Genomic DNA, 16,478 nt, shown 5'->3' on the forward strand with positions numbered 1-16,478 from the left:
AAACAGCATGATAACTTTAACCGTAAATGAACAACCGCTGACGTTTGATGGCGACCCTCATATGCCGCTGCTGTGGTTCCTGCGCGATGAAGCCGGGCTGACCGGCACCAAATTTGGCTGCGGTATCGCCATGTGTGGCGCTTGCACCGTCCATCTGGACGGCGTGCCGGTGCGTTCTTGCATGACGCCGGTCTCCGCCGCCGAGGGCAAGAAAATCACCACCATTGAAGCGATCGGCGAAACGCCGACCGGCCAAGCGGTGCAGGCGGCCTGGGTCAATCTGGATGTGGTGCAATGTGGCTACTGCCAGTCCGGCCAGATCATGAGTGCCAGCGCACTGCTGGCCCAGAGCAAGAACCCGAGCGATGCAGATATTGACGCGGCGATGAGTGGCAACGTTTGCCGCTGCGCCACTTACGTGCGCATTCGCGCCGCCATCCACCAGGCCGCCAAGGCGTTGGATTAAGGGAGAGACTCATGAGCAACGCCCTGAGATGGCTGTTATGGCTGATTGTCGCAGTAGTGGTGATAGCGGGCGGTTACGCGCTCTACACCCTGTTGCGCCCGGTCGGTCCGGAGCCTGCAGCGCCTATCGCCGGTGCGCCGGCAGGCATTAGCGATAAACTGGCGCGCGGTGAGTATCTGGCACGTGCCGCCGACTGTGTGGCCTGCCACACCGCACCGGGGGGGAAACCTTTTGCCGGTGGTTTTGCCTTTAAACTGCCGTTCGGGACCATTTACGGCACCAACATTACTGCGGATCCGCAAACCGGCATCGGCGGCTGGAGTGACGATCAGTTTGTCCGTGCGGTGCGTGAGGGCGTCGGCCCACAGGGCAATCTGTACCCGGCGATGCCTTATACCTCCTACACCGCGCTGAGCCGTGATGACGTGCTGGCGATCAAGGCTTATCTGTTCAGCCTGCCGCCAATAAAGCAGGCCAATCCGGAAAACGGGCTGTCGTTCCCGTTCAACCAGCGTTGGGGTATGAAGTTCTGGAATTTGGCGTTCTTCAATGAAAAACGCTTCGAGCCGAACCTCAATCAGGATGAGCAATGGAACCGGGGAGCCTACCTGGCGACCGCCCTGGGGCACTGCAGCGAATGCCACACGCCGCGTAATCTGGGCTTTGGCATCAATCAGAACAAAAACCTCAGCGGTGAAGTGATCCAGGGGTGGTTTGCCGCCAATATTACCCCAGACAAGCAGACCGGTATTGGTGCCTGGAGCGAACAGCAACTGTCAGAGTACCTGGCAACCGGCCATGCGCCAGGGCGCAGCAGCGCTTCCGGGCCGATGGCAGAAGCGGTAGAAAACAGCCTGCAATACCTGACGCCAGAAGATAACCAGGCGTTGGTGAAATACCTGCGTAATATCGAACCAATTGCCACCGACAGTGCCAGCGCGGTGAATCTGCAGCCGAAAGGGGCGACGTCTTCCAGTGCGATATTGCCGGGTGGGCAGGAAGATTCGCTGGGGCGTCGGCTGTTTGCCGGCGATTGCAGCGGCTGTCACCAGTGGAATGGTACCGGTCGCCAGAGTAAGTATGCCTCTCTGGTCGGCAGCACTGCCGTTAACGATCCACAAGGCCGCAGCGTGGTGCAGGCGATCCTCAAGGGAACGCGTATCAGCATCGGTGAGCAGCACGAGTTGATGCCGGACTTTGGCGCCCAATACTCGGACGAGGAAGTGGCGGCGGTGGCTAACTACGTGGTGGGGCAGTTTGGTGAAAAACAAGGCAAAGTAACCGCTAAACAGGTCGCAGAACAGCGTAAGCAGTAACCATCGGCGAGGGGGAAACCCCTCGCCATACCCATCAACTTCTGCGGCGAGACATCACCAGTTTATCCTTGGGGCGATCCTGCCAGTCGGCAATCTGGTTATTGAAGTTATCCGCCAACAGATAGGCTGGGGTTTTTGCCAGCCAGTCCGACAGCGAAATATCCTGGTAAATACCGTTATCCAGTACGATCAATACCTTCAGATCTTCATCACCCATATTCTCAATGTAATGACCAAACCCCTGTGGTACATAGCCAACATCGGTCGGTGCATATTCTTCGGTCTGCGCATGGCCGTGTGAACTGAATACCGTCATGCGGCCTTTTCCGGAAATATAATACTGCCATTCATTGGCGTTGGGATGCCAGTGCAGCTCTCGGATTGCACCGGGCTTGACGATTTCAATAATCCCGGTAATGGTAGTAGAAATAGGAAACTCTTTCGATGAAACCAGGTGCACACTGCCGGCGTCATTTTCAAAAAAAGGTTTCTTTTTCATTAATTCATAACGGTGAGTTAGAGGGGCATTATTCAAGCCGCCGTCGTTGCTGGGCAGGGGAAGCGCCGGTGGAACGGCACCGCCGACAATATAGGCTTCACCTTGTTTGGCTTTGGAAAACACCGCTGCTGGCATATTGACGCTTTTTTCCAACACCTCTTTGGGCATGTGTGCCACCCAGTCGGTGATGCTGAAAGTACCGAACTCGGAAAAGTGGCCGTTATCAAAGGTCAGGATAAAATGTGCACCGTCTGCCAGCGCCTGAATCGAGTGTCCGTAACCTTTGGGAAAGTACCAGACGTCGCCTGGGCCGAAGTCCGCCACTTCACACTTGCCTTCCGGGTCAATGATGGTGATGCGGGCATGGCCTTCCAGCATAAACGCCCATTCGGCCGCAATGGCGTGCCAGTGCAACTCACGCACACCGCCCGGTTCCAGCGTCATATCTACCCCGGCAACGCCCTCGGAAATGGGGAATTGTTCGACGGTAGCTTCCCTGGCCCAACCGTTGGGCAGGCTGCGTTTTTTACTGTGAGAAAAGATATATTTATATACGCCTTGTGCATCGGCGGCGGGTTGGAAAGAACTGGGCGGAACAATATTACGGTGATCGTCGGCACTGGCAGACTTAATCATACCCCCCATAACGCTGGCTGCCGCCGCACTCACTGCGGAGGCTTTTAATATATCACGACGCGATATCATATAACTTTCTCCAAAATATAGAGTACCTGCTGAAATAACAGCAGGGTTTATCTGTTTATTTTATTGTTTGCAGGTGTCTATTGCCGAGGTGGAAATGTTCGGCGACGGTTAAATCATAGTGGGTAAATTTACCTTCGCAGTTAGTAATGTATTTGTTTGTGTTACTAATTGAGTGTGGTTGTGATTATTAAATTACTTTTTAAATAATAATGCATTGGTATCAATTAAATCCTGTTTTTAATTAAATAAAGCATAAACGAAATTAATTCACTGGCGGAGTTGTTTTATGGTCAGTGCTATTTTAATCGGTTAATTAAACGCGGATGCGCCAAAGCGGGGCGAGGTCGGTAACATTGCAGTGCATTTTCGGGAAAAGGTGATGCTACTCACAAAGCTTAACGAAGACCCTTGCTGAAAAAACACAATTATGGCGATACTTTCGCCGCGATCTTAGCGATCGCCAGACATTTTTATTACGGCGTGTTACTGCTCAGGCAGGCAAGACCAAAATAGGAATGCACCTCTCCATGCGATGAGGTGCATTTTGATTTTGGTCTTTTTTTTTGCATTTTTTACCGGGGAAATTCGATGGATTACAAACAGCTGGGCCTGGAAATACTGGCAAGGGTTGGGGGCAAGGCCAACGTCAGCAAGCTGACGCACTGCGCCACTCGCTTGCGCATGGAGTTTAATGATGACAGCAAGGTAGAGGCGAAAGCCATCGAGGCTTTGCCGGGGGTGATCAGCGTGGTGGAGCGCGGCGGCCAGTTCCAGATCGTGGTCGGTAACAACGTGCAGCAAACCTTCCGCACGCTGCAAAAAGAAATTGGCGATCTCAGCGACCGGCAGAGCGAAAAGAAATCCCAGGCCCGCGGCGGGGTGATTTCGCAGATTATCAGTGTGATTTCTACCACTTTCACGCCGGTGATCCCGGCGATCACCGGCGCGGGGATGATTAAGGCGCTGCTGGCGATCCTCAAGCTGACCGGGACGATAGATGCCGCCAGCCCAACCTATCATCTGCTGGACACCATTGCTGACGCAGCCTTCTTCTTCCTGCCGGTACTGTTGGCGTACGGCGCGGCGATCAAGTTCGAGTGTAATCCGATACTGGCCATGACCATTGCGGGGGTGTTGTTGCACCCCAATCTGGCGCAGATGCTGGCGGCGGGCACGCCGATTGATTTTATCGGTATCCCGGTACGAATGGCGGATTACGCCGGTTCGGTGCTGCCGATTATTTTCACCGTCTGGCTGATGTCCTATATCGAGCGCTTTGCCGAGAAAGTTTCGCCGACGATGATCAAATTCTTCACCAAGCCTATGATTATCCTGTTGGTTACCGCGCCGCTGGCATTGGTGGTGGTAGGCCCCTTCGGTATTTTCCTTAACGATCTGGTTGCCGCCGGTGCGACGATCGTCGACGGTAAAGCCAGTTGGCTGATCCCGATGCTGATGGGCGGGCTACAACCCTTCCTGGTGATCACCGGCACCGCCTGGGCAATGACGCCGATTGCGACCGGTCAATTGAGCAAGAACGGTTTCGAAATGATTAACGGACCGGGCATGTTGGCTTCCAACATTGCGCAGGGCGCTGCAACCCTGTGTGTGGCCTTCCGTACCAAAAACAAAAACCTGCGCCAGTTGGCATCCTCCGCCGGTTTTACCGCGCTGTTGGGCATCACCGAGCCTTCGCTGTACGGCGTGACGCTCAAGCTGCGCAGACCGCTGATTGCGGCGATGATCGGTGGCGGCTGTGCCGGTATCTATGCCGGATTGAGTGGGTTGGTGCGCTACGCCTTTGTTTCTCCGGGGTTGGCGGCGCTGCCGGCATTTATCGGCGAAAACCCGATGAATATCGTCCATGCGCTGGTCACCTGCGCCATCGCCATCGTGGTGACTTTTGCGCTGACCTGGATCCTGGGCTTTGAAGATCCGGTCGAAGAGCAGGAGACGACGGTGACGGATCCTGTCAGCGACGGTGATCAGCAAATTTTCAGTCCGCTGTCCGGTCAACTGGTGGCCCTGGATCAGGTTAACGACGATGTCTTTTCCCAGGGGCTATTGGGCCAGGGCGTGGCGATCCTGCCACAGGAAGGGCTGCTGCGTGCGCCACTGAACGGTGAGGTGGTGACCTTCCTGCCGTCGAAGCATGCGGTGGGTATCAAGGGTGACAACGGCGTTGAACTGTTGGTGCATATCGGCATCGATACCGTCAATCTGGCAGGGCAGCATTTTAGCTCCAACCTGCAAGTGGGCGATCGGGTCAAGGTGGGTGACGAGCTGGTGCGTTTTGACCTGGCGGCAATCGCCGGGCTGGGTTACGACCTCACCACGCCGGTCCTGGTGGTCAACAGTGAAGCTTTCCCGCAGTTGAGCTGCCGTCAGCCGGGCCGTCTGGGCTTCGGTGAACCGATCATCAGCCTCAATAATACGCAGCCGGAGCAGGCATGATTTATCAACGACTGAACGATTTCCCCGCAGATTTTCTGTGGGGGGCTTCCACCTCCGCCTATCAGGTGGAGGGGGCCTGGGATGAAGACGGCAAAAGCCCGTCGATTGTGGATATGCTCGATCACCCGCAGGAAACCGCGGATTTTAAGGTCGCCAGCGATCACTATCACCGTTTTCGTGAGGACGTGAAGCTGTTTGCGGAGTTGGGGCTGAAGGCCTACCGTTTTTCGATTGCCTGGACGCGGGTGCTGCCCAATGGCACCGGTGAGGTGAATGCCGCCGGGCTGGATTTCTACCGCCAGTTGATTGATGAACTGCTGAGCCATGGCATTGAGCCGGTGGTGACGCTGTACCATTTCGATTTGCCTTACGTGCTTGAACAGCAGGGCGGCTGGTCTGATCGCGCCACTATCGACGCCTTTGTCGAGTATGCCGGGGTGCTGTTCGACGCCTTTGGCGATCGGGTGAAGTACTGGCTGACCATCAACGAGCAGAACACCATGATCCTGCACCCGGGGGCCATTGGTACGCCAAAGGGCGGTGAACTGCCGTCCAAACGGGTGCTGTATCAGCAAAGCCACCATATGCTGGTGGCCCAGGCGCGGGTGATGGCGCTGTGCCACCAACGCTGCCCGGGCGGGAAAATTGGCCCGGCGATTAACACCACCTCGATGTACCAGGAAACCTGCCATCCGCTGGACGCTATCGCCGCCCATAATTGGGAAACGCTGCGTTGCTGGAGCTTCCTCGACGTGGCGGTGCATGGCCGCTATAACCCACTGGCCTGGCGTTATTTGCAGGATCGCGAACTGGCACCGCAGACGGAACCGGGCGATGCGGCGCTATTGCTGCAGGGCAAACCGGACTATGTGGCAATAAACTACTATTCGACAGCCACTATTGCTGCCAGCCGCGGCGACGCCTCGGACATCAGTGCACGCGCCGGCGATCAGCAAATCATGCTGGGAGAGCCAGGCGTGTACCGTGCGGCGGAGAATCCGTTTGTCGGCAAAACCCGCTACGGTTGGGTGATCGACCCGGTTGGATTACGGCTAACGCTGCGCAAAACGGCTGAACGCTACCACTTGCCGATATTAATTACCGAAAACGGCATCGGCGCCCCGGATGAGTTGCAGGCCGATGGTACAATTAACGACGATTACCGCATTGAATTTATGAAACAGCACGTCGAACAGATGCAGTTGGCGATCAACGATGGGGTAGAACTGATTGGCTATTGCCCCTGGGCGGCGATAGACGTGGTCAGCACTCATCAGGGCTATGCCAAGCGTTACGGGTTTATCTATGTCAACCGGGGTGAGCAGGATCTGAAAGATCTGCGGCGGATCAAAAAGCGCAGTTTTGACTGGTATCAACGGCTGATTGCCTCCGATGGCCGGCAACGCTAATAAAAATAAAGGGTGATGGCCGCGACGATGAAAGTCATTAAGGTACTCAATAATAGCCTGGTGCTATCGACTGACGACGATAACAATGAAGTTATTGCTATGGGCAAGGGTATTGGCTTTAACAGCAAAGTGGGTGACGTTCTCGACCCGGCCGCGATAGAGAAAGTGTATGTGGTGCAAAACGGCCAAAAGGGCCGTGATTACCTGCGGCTAATAGAATCCACGCCGGAAGAGTATATCGAGATCGTGCAGATGATCCTCGCGGAGGCCAATCGGCAGCTCAATGGGCGGATTAACGAGCAGATTTTCTTCACGCTGGCGGACCATATCAGCTTTGCCATTGAGCGTTATCACAAGGGCATTGCCATTCAGAACCGTCTGTTGTTTGAGGTGAAGCGTTTTTATCCGCAGGAGTTCGCGGTGGCGACGCAGGCGCTGGCGCACATCAACCAGCGGTTGAACATTAGCCTGCCGGAAGAAGAGGCGGGCAACATCGCTTTCCATCTGGTTAATGGTCAGACCGATGTGCAAAACATGGAGCATACGCTGCTGGCGGTGAAGATGTTGAAGGACATTTTCAATATCATCAAATACCATTTTCGCATCAATATCGATACCGACTCGCTCAACTACTCGCGTTTTCTGGTGCACATGCAGTTTTTTATTCAGCGCATGGTTGAAGGGCAACAGATGGCGTCGAAAGACGATTTTATCTTTGCCCAGGTGACCAAAGAATATCCGCATGCCTATCGCGGTGCGCTGCTGATCCGCGACTACGTGAAGAATCTGTTGCAGATGGAAATGTCGAACGATGAGCTGCTGTATCTGGTGATCCACCTGACGCGCATCGCCGACAAGCAGGATTAGCCGGGCGATTGCTCACTGACCGCTTCGGCCACCAGATCGCAAAAGCGGTTAATGATGGCCGAGGATCGGTTGCTGCGCAGCGCCAGATAAAGCGGCGCACTGAGCTGGGCCTGATCGCTAATCGCCCGATAGACGATGCCGTCACCGCCCAGCCGCCGCATCGAGGCCGGCACGATTGACAGCCCCAAACCGGCGCCCACCAGGCTGAGGGTGGCGGGCAGGCGCGGCGCTTCCTGGATCACCCGGGGGCTGAACCCGGCGCGGTGACAGGCGGCCAGAATGGCATCGTATAACCCCTGGCCCGCAGGTCGACGGTACAGAATAAAGGCTTCGTGGGTTAACGCGGTCAGCGGCAGTGGTTGTTCGCCGTTAACCGCCAGTGGATGACCCACCGGAAGCGCGACCAACATCGGTTCGCGCAGCACCGGTTCAATCGTCAATCCGGGAATGCCGCCCACCGGTGAACGCACAAAGGCCACGTCGAGCCTTTCATCCACCAGTGCATCCAGTAACTCACCGCTGCCGGCTTCTTCTAACTGGGTGGTAATGCCCGGCAGGATCTCACGGTAGCGGCGCAGCAGGTTTGGTACAAACGGATGCAGTGCGGCGGAGCTGGTGAAGCCGATGGCAATATGCCCCTGTTCGCCGCGTGCGGCACGGTGTACCGCTTCGGTCAGATGTTCCGCACGTGCCAACAGAGCACGCGCTTCATTGAACAGCACATTGCCGGCTTCGGTGACGCGAACGCCGCGCGGCAGGCGCTGCAACAGTTTTACCCCCAGCTCATCTTCCAGCCCCTGCAACAGGCGGGTTAACGGCGGCTGCTGAATAAACAGACGTTCGGCGGCGCGGGTAATATTGCCTTCTTCTACCACGGTAACGAACGCCCGAAGGCGGCGAAGTTCGATCATAGCCATACCCTAAAGGTATCCTTGTTGCTTATGAAATGCATTAAACAGCATGGCATGGCGACGCGCATCATACCAGCCATCATAATAAGCAATGTGGAAGCGGCAATGTCTGAATCTGATGCGGTAAAAAACAGCCAACTTGCGTCACCGCCGGGTAATGGCGAGTTATTTTGGGGCTTTCTGATGCTTGGGTTAATGGGCTTTGGCGGCGTACTGCCGCTGGCGCGCAACATGTTGGTGGAGGATCGTCGCTGGCTGAGCGGTGAACAGTTCACCGAACTGCTGGGGCTGTGTCAGTTTTTGCCCGGTGGCAACGTGATCAACCTTTCGGTAGCCGTTGGCATGGAGTTTCGCGGTCTGCGGGGAGCTTTGTGCGCCCTGTTGGGGCTGATCAGTGCGCCGACGGCAATTGTGGTGGGACTGGGCATGGTCTATGCCCGCTTCCAGAACGATGCACATGTGCAGCACGTGTTTGCCGGGTTGGCCGCGGCGGCAGCAGGTTTATTGTTGTCCACCGGGGTAAAAATGTTGTTACCGCTGCGCGGTAAATGGCTGGCACTGGCGATTGTCGCACTCAGCCTGATCGCCATCGCCTGGCTGCGTCTGCCGTTATTACCGACCATGCTGGTATTGGCACCGTTGAGCATTCTGCTGATGGGGTGGAGGAGCCGTTCATGACGGGCATCTTGATCTCGCTGGCGCTGATCTTCACGGAGCTGTCGTTGCTGGCGTTCGGTGGCGGCATGACCATTCTGCCGGAAATGCAGCGTCAGGTGGTGGAGGTTCACCAATGGATGAGCGCGCAGGAGTTCAGTGCGCTGTTCGCCATGGCGCAGGCTGCACCGGGGCCGAATATGATGATCGTGCCGCTGATTGGCTGGCACGTGGCCGGCTGGGCCGGGCTGCTGGTCTCTTCGGTAGCCAAGTTTGGCCCGTCGTCGATCGTCACCCTGTTGGTGATGGGTGCCTGGCGGCGTTTCAAGGACAAACCCTGGCGGCGCAGAGTGCAGAGCGGTCTGGTGCCGGTTACCGTCGGTTTGGTGGCGGCGAGTGGGGTGCTGATTGCCGAGGCTTCCGCGCCAAGCTGGCCGCTGGCGGCGATTATTCTGCTGGCCACGCTCGTGAGCATGAGCAAGCGCATTCATCCGCTATGGGTGTTGGCGGGCGGGGCGTTAATGGGATTGTTGGTGGCGTGACGGCAGATTTTTTTACGCTGCCGCCATGCCAGAAAAGCAGGTTATTGGCGTGGTGTCAGCGTAAAGCGCGGCTTGCTGTTATGGTTCATCACTTCATAGTGCTTAGGGGCCGTCAGCGCCAGGAACGCGACCATGCTGCCGTCGGCGTTGGTTAGCGTCATACCGTCCGGCGTTGGGCGCCAGGCAACCGGCAGTTCGGTCAGGGCCAGCGGCTGCAGACACTGTGTCGAGGCGGTAAAACGGTAGGCGTTGGTACCTTCGATCAGTTCATCACTTAATTCAACGTCACAGGTGGCGGCGTTGTTTTCCGCATCATTCAACTGCCAGTGCCCTTTCAGTGCAGAGGGGGCCAGCAGGGGCAGTGAACTGGCAAAGCTGGTGCTGCTTAACATAAGGCTCATAACAACTCCTGTCAGGGCAACGCGCCGTAGTGTGCGCAAACAGAGAAATCTCGACATCGGCCACTCCTTACTGAAATCCGCTAATACCATAGCACGATCCCCAGAGCCGGGTGAGTGAAGGGTAAGGGGTTTTAATGCTCGTTTACCGGCGAAAAATAAGCACCATCAGCATTTCATCGAGATAACCCTGTGCGGTTTTTAAAGCCCGAGGTTCCATGCCATAGGGCTCGAAACCGTATTTTTTGTAGAGGCTGATTGCGGTATCGTTGTCCGCTACAACCGTCAGCAGTATCTGTTCGACCTGGTTGGAACCATAGTCAATGACCGCTTTTAGCAGTGCATGGGCGACCCCCTGGCCTCTGAATTCGGGTTCAACAAATACCCCGGTCAGGGAAGCCTTATGGGCATCTTTAATCCCCTCGGCCTGCCTGAATACCATAATCCCCACGATCTTGCCGTCTGAATAGGCGCCGAATACGGCGCAGTTGGCGAGTCTGTCGGCAAAAAACGGTAGCGGTCTCATGGCCTCAACCGAATAAAGCGAGCCGAACATCTCGGGGGATTTTTTTAAAGCCGATAGCCGGATAGTCCGAAAATCCTCGGAGTCTTCTGCTTGCAGGCGGCGAATTTTAATATCAAGCATGGAGGGTTCCTGTCCTGTATCGAGAGGGTTATGGCTGCAATGCCTTGATCAGCGCCTGATTAAATTGCGCAGGTTGTTCCATCTGTGGCGCATGGCCCAGCCCCGGGAACTCGATCAGGCTGGCGTGCGGGATCAATTTCGCCACCTGTTTACCCAGCAGATTGTAATGCCCCAGTTTGGCTTTGACCGCTGGCGGGGCGATGTCGCTGCCGATGGCGGTAGTGTCAGCGGTGCCAATCATCAGCGTGGTCGGTGTTTGCAGATCCTTAAATTCGTAGTACACCGGCTGGGTAAAAATCATGTCGTAAATCAGCGCCGAGTTCCAGGCCACCAGACGATGCCCCGGCCCGTTGTTCAGCCCGGCCAGCATATCGACCCAGCGGTCATATTCTGGTTTCCAGCGGCCGACATAGTAGGTATTCAACTCATATTGCCGGATACCGGCAGCGGAAGTTTTTAGTTCGCGCTCGAACCATTGATCGACGCTGCGCCATGGCACGCCCTTGGCCTTCCAGTCTTCCAACCCAATCGGGTTCACCATCACCAGTCGCTCAACCGCCTGCGGATACATCAGGCTGTAGCGCGTTGCCAGCATGCCACCGGTGGAGTGGCCGACGATCACCGCTTTACTGATTTTCAGGTTATTGAGCAACGCGTGAGTGTTCTGTGCCAACTGCTGGAAGCTGTATTGGTAATGCTGTGGTTTGGTCGAACTGCAAAAACCGATTTGGTCCGGCGCGATCACCCGGTAGCCGGCTTTGCTCAGCGCCTTGATAGTGTCTTGCCAGGTGGCTGCACAAAAGTTTTTGCCGTGCATCAGCACCGCAGTGTGACCATTGGCTTCACCCTCTGGCGGCACGTCCATATAACCCATGCTTAACGACTGCCCTTGAGAGCTAAAGTTGTACTGCTCCAGGGGATAAGGGTAGTGAAAGCCCTGCAGTTCCTGGCCGTACTTCGGGGTTTCGGTTGCCGCGCCAGCCGTAAAGGCGGTGAGGGCGGCGGATAGCAGCCAGAGGCGGGAAAATCTCAGCATCCTGATCTCCTTATGAAAAATCGGCAAGAGTCTGAGTATAGCCATAATAGAGTGGTTTTCAGGATGAAAAAGGGGGTTGTCGAATGATAACCGCCAGCGAACTGGCGGCGGTGGTTTAGCGTATCAGGGCCACTATACCCAGCCCTTGGCACGGAACTCGTGCAGGGTTTTGGCGACAAAGGCCATTTCCTGCGGCGTGCCGAGCGAGATGCGACACCAGGCATCCGCCGGTGGGAAGGCGCGGCCAATCAATACACCGGCTTGTTTCATGTGCTGCTGGAACTCTTTCAGCGGCACGCTGAGCTGGAGAAAGACAAAATTGCCTTCGGACGGCAGATAGGGAATTTTCAACGCTATTAATGCATCCAGCAGGATCTGGCGTGAAGTATCGTTACTTTTTTTGCTGTAAGTAATGAAGGCCTGGTCATCCAGTGAGGCCAGTGCGGCATCGACGCCGCAAAAGTTGATTTTTTCACCGGCAACGTGGTTGCTCAGACGGGCGACGATCGCCGGTTGAGCAACGGCATAACCCACGCGCATGCCAGCCATGGCAAAGATTTTTGAAAATGTTTTCAGCAGAATAACGTTATCCGCACCTTGACTGACTAACGGATTGACCGAACGAAAACGCGGGTCGTTAACAAACTCGGCATAAGCTTCGTCGACAATAAACATGGTATTGGTCGGTTTGGCGGCGATCCAGGGCTCGATCAAATCGGCCGGTGTGATGGTTGCCGTGGGATTATTGGGGTTGACCAGATAGACCAGCGACGGCCCGCTGTAGCTCGCCACCGCCTGTTTCAGACCGTCGATGTCAAACTGCCAGCCTGCGAGCATCGGTACTTTGGTGATTTTCATGCCGGCAATTTTGGCAAAGTGCTCGCCGTCGCCGTAGGTCAGCTCCGGGATCACCAACTGAGTATCCAGCGTGGCGTAAGCCTCTACGGCTGCACGTATCCCTTCAGACGACCCGGCAGTGAGCAAGATCGCGCTTTCCGGCACCTGATGCAGGCTGGCCAGCTTGCTGCGCAGGGCGACAATCTCGTCCTTGGCATAGCGATTGGCTTTTACCACCGCATCGCGCGCGGCCGCTTGTGCCTTGGGTGACATGCCGAGTGGGTTTTCGTTGAAGTTGATGCGGATCGGATTATCTGCGGTGGGGGTGGTGAACGGTGCGTTACCTGATGCGACGTTCGCCAGTGCGCTGCGATTCAACCCTGCCAGTGCGATACCGCCGGCCAGGGCCCCAGAGAGTTTTAATAACTGCCTACGCTTAACGTTTAAGGTGTTGCTTTCTTGCATGTGTTCTTTCTCCTTTTTATAAAGTTGCAGGGAGAACAGGCAGAAAACATGCCAACTTTTAATATGTTGATTTTTAATAGTTAAAATTATCTGGTGCACTATAGTGCACCAGCGTAAGTCAATAATTGCACCGTGACACGCTTTTACTTATGCCATTCAGCGTCTTCCTTTCTAAAAATATCCTGCAAAAATTCGCTTATCGCTCGAACGCGCGCCGAGGCACGGACGTCGGCATGCGCAACCAGCCACAATTCTTCTGTAAATACATCCTTCGGCATTTGCGTTTGAACCAGTCGATCATCATTCCTCACCATAAAGCAGGGTAAGACGGCCAAACCGATAGCCATTTTGGCTGCTGCATATTGTGTCGCGACACTGTTGGTGGTTAATACCGGATCCTGGCTATGTCCATGTTTTTCCATCCACTGTGCGGCGGGTAGATGTGCATAGGTTTTATCCCAGCAGATGAAGCGCCTTTCCTCGGGCGGGTACCGGGCAAGGTAATCCTGATTGCCATATACCGCAGAGGCCATATTTCCCAGTTTTTGGATCACTAAATTGCCATGTTCGGGGCGCACCAGACGCAATGCCAAATCGGCCTGATAGCGCGGTAGATCAACCATTCCGATACCGGTGATCAACTCCAGCCGTAACCTAGGATAGCGTGTGGCCAATAACGGTAGAGCAGGAATGATAATCCGGGTGGCCATAGTTTCGGCAGTTGCCAACCGGACAACGCCGGCAACGGTAGCGTCCAGGCTGGACGAGCCTTTTTCCAGTTCAAAGATCCGCACTTCAACCTGTTCGGCTCGTGCCAGAACGTCGTGCCCATTGTCCGTCAGATAATAGCCCGTGGCATGGCGTACAAATAACGCAGTACCAAGGCATTCTTCCAGTGCTGCAACCCGCCTCGCGACCGTGGATTGGCTGACACCCAGCTGTTGTGCTGCGCCGGTCAGGCTGGCGTGCCTTGCGACACAAAGGAAATAACGCAGATCGTTCCAATCCATATTTTTCATTTTTAGAAAACCAATTGGCAGTTATTTCTATAGTTATGCAAAAAACGAAAGCTAATAATAAAACCCAGACGTTGATTGAGCGAGCCTTTAATGGCGAGTCTTTTAATTTTTCAAAAGGAGTATCACATGACAGACCTTACCTCAGCCAACATCGGGGTTGTGCAGCGCTATATCAGCGCATTTGGAAAAGGGGATATTGATGGGGCGTTGCGACTGATGACCGACGATGTGGTGTGGCATGTTGACGGTGTCACTCAGGTTTCAACCGTTGGATTACTCAAAGGGCGTGAATGTGTGCGCGAGTGGCTCCAGTCATTCCCTGAGCGTTTTCAACCACGGGTGTTCCGGTTGGATAACTGGTTGGCGTCGAATGATAGCGTTATGGTGAGCGGGTATTTCCGTCACCGCGTGATTTCTACCGGCCGCAGTGTAGGCAGCGATTTTATGCTTTATTTCCGGATCCGCGATGGTTTGATAGCACGTTATCAGATTTTCGAAGACTCAGCGTTGTTGGCGCGCGCTTTTGATTCTACCCGAGATTGGGAAAGACAGCAGATCCGGCTCAATAACACCGAGTACGCCTATTCGGATCGTGGGGAGGGACCCGTGCTTATTTTTGCCCATGGTCTGTTTGTCGACCGCGATATTTTTGCCGAGCAGGTCGCCGTATTGGAAAGGCATTATCGCTGCATTGTGCTTGATATGCCGGGCCACGGGGAAAGCAGTTTTAATCACCAGGGGTGGTCACTGGATGATATTGCAGAAGATTTAGCGTTAATGATTAACGAGCTTTCCCTTGGCCCGGTGATATTCATTGGGCAAAGCCAAGGGGGAATGGTTGGGATCCGCTTGGCTGCGCGGCATCAGCAATTGTTGTCCGGATTGATATTGATTGGAACCAGTGCGCGTGAGGAGTTCTCGCAACGCCAGGCTGACTGGGCGCGTTTAAAGGCGATTATCTCGCAGGGTAGCGCTGAAGATTGTGAGGCCGCTTTTCTGAATGTACAGCACAAGGTAAATGCACCTGATTGGCGGCTTAATCATCCGCAGACCATGGCGAGAGAACGGGCGGTGATGCTGCGACACGACCGCAGAGGTTTAACGCTGGCGATTGATGCTGCGGTGATTGCACGGACAGATTCCCGTGATCTGTTGTCGCTGATAACGGCACCTACGCTGGTCATTTGTGGGACGCAAGACCTTGCCACGCCACCGGAACTCAGTGATGAGATGGTGGGTGGTATTGCTCATGCCAGTCTATTAATGATGGATGGCGTAGGGCATCATCCTCCATTGGAGGCCGCCAGCGAACTGGTGGTGGCCATTGAGCACTTTATTCGGGTAACGTTACCGCCCGGCGACGCCACAAAGCCGTGAGCCTGCCCGGTTTGGCAAACATCACCAGATTGCCCAGCAGGATCAGGCACAGGCCAATCACCGCATTGAGGTGCCACTGGTAGCCTTCATAAATTGTCGAAATACTCAGCGCCACCAGAGGGAACAGCAGGGTGCTGTACGCCGCTGCACCGGCACCGATACGACCCAGCAGGCTGAAATAGGCGGCGAAGGCAATCACTGAGCCGAATATCGCCAGATACAGCAGTGAGCCGATATAGCGGTTGCTGAACTCAATCTGGAACGATGCGCCCTGAGCCAGGGCAATCAGCGCCATCAGGATCGCGCCGTAGCTCATGGCATAGGTATTGGTGGACAGAATATCCAGACCGCGCCGCTGGTGACGGGTACTGATCATATTGCCCAAAGAGAATCCGTAGGTGCCCAGAGCGCTCAGCCCGATGCCTTTCAACAGCTCCGGTGCCAGCTGTGTGGCGGCCAGATCCTGCCAGAACAGGGCGACGATCCCGGTCAGGCCCAGCACCGCCGCCGGCAGCAGGTTTGGGCTGGGGCGCTGGCGGAAGAACAGCACTCCGTTAACGGCGTTGAACAGCACCGCCATTGAGAAAATTACCGACTCCAGTCCGCTGCTGATATAGGCAGCGGCATGGTAGAAACAGTAAAAGTTAAAGCCGAACACGCAGCAGCCTTGCAGGATGCAAAACACATGATCGCGCGGGGCAATACGGCGCAGGCGGCGTGCCAGTAGCAGAATCACCAACATCACTCCCGCAGCAACCACAAAGCGGTAACTGATGGAAACGGGAATGGCTACAGGCCCTTCCTGCTGCAAGGTAATCGCAATCCAGGTCGTGCCCCAGATCAGCACTACGGCAAGGTACAACAGCGTGTTCATCAT

Annotated in this window: 16 protein-coding genes; 8 read left to right on the forward strand and 8 right to left on the reverse strand. The window is 55.3% G+C overall.

The genetic code is table 11. The features are described from left to right. Nucleotides 1-7 precede the first annotated feature (7 nt). Both QOT07_RS11865 and QOT07_RS11870 read left to right on the forward strand, forming a co-directional pair. Complete coding sequence (locus QOT07_RS11865) at nt 8-466, forward strand: (2Fe-2S)-binding protein (protein ID WP_283603183.1); 459 nt, start codon at nt 8-10, stop codon at nt 464-466. A gap of 11 nt (nt 467-477) precedes the next feature. Continuing rightward, nucleotides 478-1,782, forward strand: coding sequence for a cytochrome c (locus tag QOT07_RS11870; protein ID WP_283603184.1), 1,305 nt, complete (start codon nt 478-480; stop codon nt 1,780-1,782). Between the two features lie 34 nt (nt 1,783-1,816). Here the strand turns inward: QOT07_RS11870 and QOT07_RS11875 are convergent, their stop codons facing one another. Then, a complete protein-coding gene (locus QOT07_RS11875) occupies nt 1,817-2,986 on the reverse strand; it encodes a cupin domain-containing protein (RefSeq protein WP_099061923.1) in 1,170 nt (389 codons plus the stop codon). 588 nt (nt 2,987-3,574) lie between these two features. On the opposite strand from QOT07_RS11875, the gene QOT07_RS11880 reads away from it, so the two are divergent. From QOT07_RS11880 to licT, 3 genes are read left to right on the forward strand one after another with little or no spacing between them, the layout of a single operon-like run. Beyond that, nucleotides 3,575-5,440 carry a beta-glucoside-specific PTS transporter subunit IIABC gene (locus QOT07_RS11880; RefSeq protein WP_283603185.1) on the forward strand — a complete coding sequence of 622 codons (1,866 nt, stop codon included), beginning with the start codon at nt 3,575-3,577 and terminating at the stop codon, nt 5,438-5,440. Further along, complete coding sequence (locus tag QOT07_RS11885) at nt 5,437-6,849, forward strand: glycoside hydrolase family 1 protein (protein WP_283603186.1); 1,413 nt, start codon at nt 5,437-5,439, stop codon at nt 6,847-6,849. The genes QOT07_RS11880 and QOT07_RS11885 overlap by 4 nt, the downstream gene beginning before the upstream one ends. A 27-nt stretch (nt 6,850-6,876) precedes the next feature. Further along, the gene (gene licT / locus QOT07_RS11890; protein ID WP_283603187.1) at nt 6,877-7,716 is read left to right on the forward strand and encodes a BglG family transcription antiterminator LicT; all 840 of its coding nucleotides are present in this window, start codon (nt 6,877-6,879) and stop codon (nt 7,714-7,716) included. Here the strand turns inward: licT and QOT07_RS11895 are convergent. Next, the gene (locus QOT07_RS11895; RefSeq protein WP_283603188.1) at nt 7,713-8,633 is read right to left on the reverse strand and encodes a LysR family transcriptional regulator; all 921 of its coding nucleotides are present in this window, start codon (nt 8,631-8,633) and stop codon (nt 7,713-7,715) included. The genes licT and QOT07_RS11895 overlap by 4 nt on opposite strands. A gap of 99 nt (nt 8,634-8,732) precedes the next feature. On the opposite strand from QOT07_RS11895, the gene QOT07_RS11900 reads away from it, so the two are divergent. Both QOT07_RS11900 and QOT07_RS11905 read left to right on the forward strand, forming a co-directional pair. Continuing rightward, on the forward strand, nt 8,733-9,305 hold the full coding sequence (locus QOT07_RS11900) for a chromate transporter (protein ID WP_085116687.1): 573 nt from the start codon (nt 8,733-8,735) through the stop codon (nt 9,303-9,305). Beyond that, the gene (locus tag QOT07_RS11905) at nt 9,302-9,823 is read left to right on the forward strand and encodes a chromate transporter (protein ID WP_099061927.1); all 522 of its coding nucleotides are present in this window, start codon (nt 9,302-9,304) and stop codon (nt 9,821-9,823) included. Before QOT07_RS11900 ends, QOT07_RS11905 begins: the two co-directional genes overlap by 4 nt. A gap of 41 nt (nt 9,824-9,864) precedes the next feature. Here QOT07_RS11905 and QOT07_RS11910 read toward each other — a convergent pair whose 3' ends face one another. The 5 genes from QOT07_RS11910 to QOT07_RS11930 form a co-directional block, all read right to left on the reverse strand. After that, on the reverse strand, nt 9,865-10,224 hold the full coding sequence (locus QOT07_RS11910; protein ID WP_283603189.1) for an AprI/Inh family metalloprotease inhibitor: 360 nt from the start codon (nt 10,222-10,224) through the stop codon (nt 9,865-9,867). A 142-nt stretch (nt 10,225-10,366) separates the two neighbouring features. Further along, the gene (locus QOT07_RS11915; RefSeq protein WP_283603190.1) at nt 10,367-10,867 is read right to left on the reverse strand and encodes a GNAT family N-acetyltransferase; all 501 of its coding nucleotides are present in this window, start codon (nt 10,865-10,867) and stop codon (nt 10,367-10,369) included. 28 nt (nt 10,868-10,895) lie between these two features. After that, complete coding sequence (locus tag QOT07_RS11920; RefSeq protein ID WP_283603191.1) at nt 10,896-11,903, reverse strand: alpha/beta fold hydrolase; 1,008 nt, start codon at nt 11,901-11,903, stop codon at nt 10,896-10,898. Nucleotides 11,904-12,035: 132 nt separating this feature from the next. Then, a complete protein-coding gene (locus QOT07_RS11925; RefSeq protein ID WP_085116692.1) occupies nt 12,036-13,205 on the reverse strand; it encodes a pyridoxal phosphate-dependent aminotransferase in 1,170 nt (389 codons plus the stop codon). A 143-nt stretch (nt 13,206-13,348) separates the two neighbouring features. Further along, nucleotides 13,349-14,224 carry a LysR family transcriptional regulator gene (locus QOT07_RS11930; protein WP_283603192.1) on the reverse strand — a complete coding sequence of 292 codons (876 nt, stop codon included), beginning with the start codon at nt 14,222-14,224 and terminating at the stop codon, nt 13,349-13,351. Nucleotides 14,225-14,350: 126 nt separating this feature from the next. Between QOT07_RS11930 and QOT07_RS11935 the strand changes: the two genes are divergently transcribed. After that, nucleotides 14,351-15,601, forward strand: a complete 1,251-nt coding sequence (locus QOT07_RS11935) for an alpha/beta fold hydrolase (RefSeq protein WP_283603193.1) — start codon at nt 14,351-14,353, stop codon at nt 15,599-15,601. Here the strand turns inward: QOT07_RS11935 and QOT07_RS11940 are convergent. After that, nucleotides 15,558-16,475, reverse strand: a complete 918-nt coding sequence (locus QOT07_RS11940; protein WP_283604354.1) for a DMT family transporter — start codon at nt 16,473-16,475, stop codon at nt 15,558-15,560. The two genes, QOT07_RS11935 and QOT07_RS11940, sit on opposite strands and share 44 nt — an antisense overlap. Nucleotides 16,476-16,478: the final 3 nt, after the last annotated feature.

Source organism: Serratia proteamaculans, assembly GCF_949794035.1.
Lineage (GTDB): Bacteria > Pseudomonadota > Gammaproteobacteria > Enterobacterales > Enterobacteriaceae > Serratia > Serratia proteamaculans.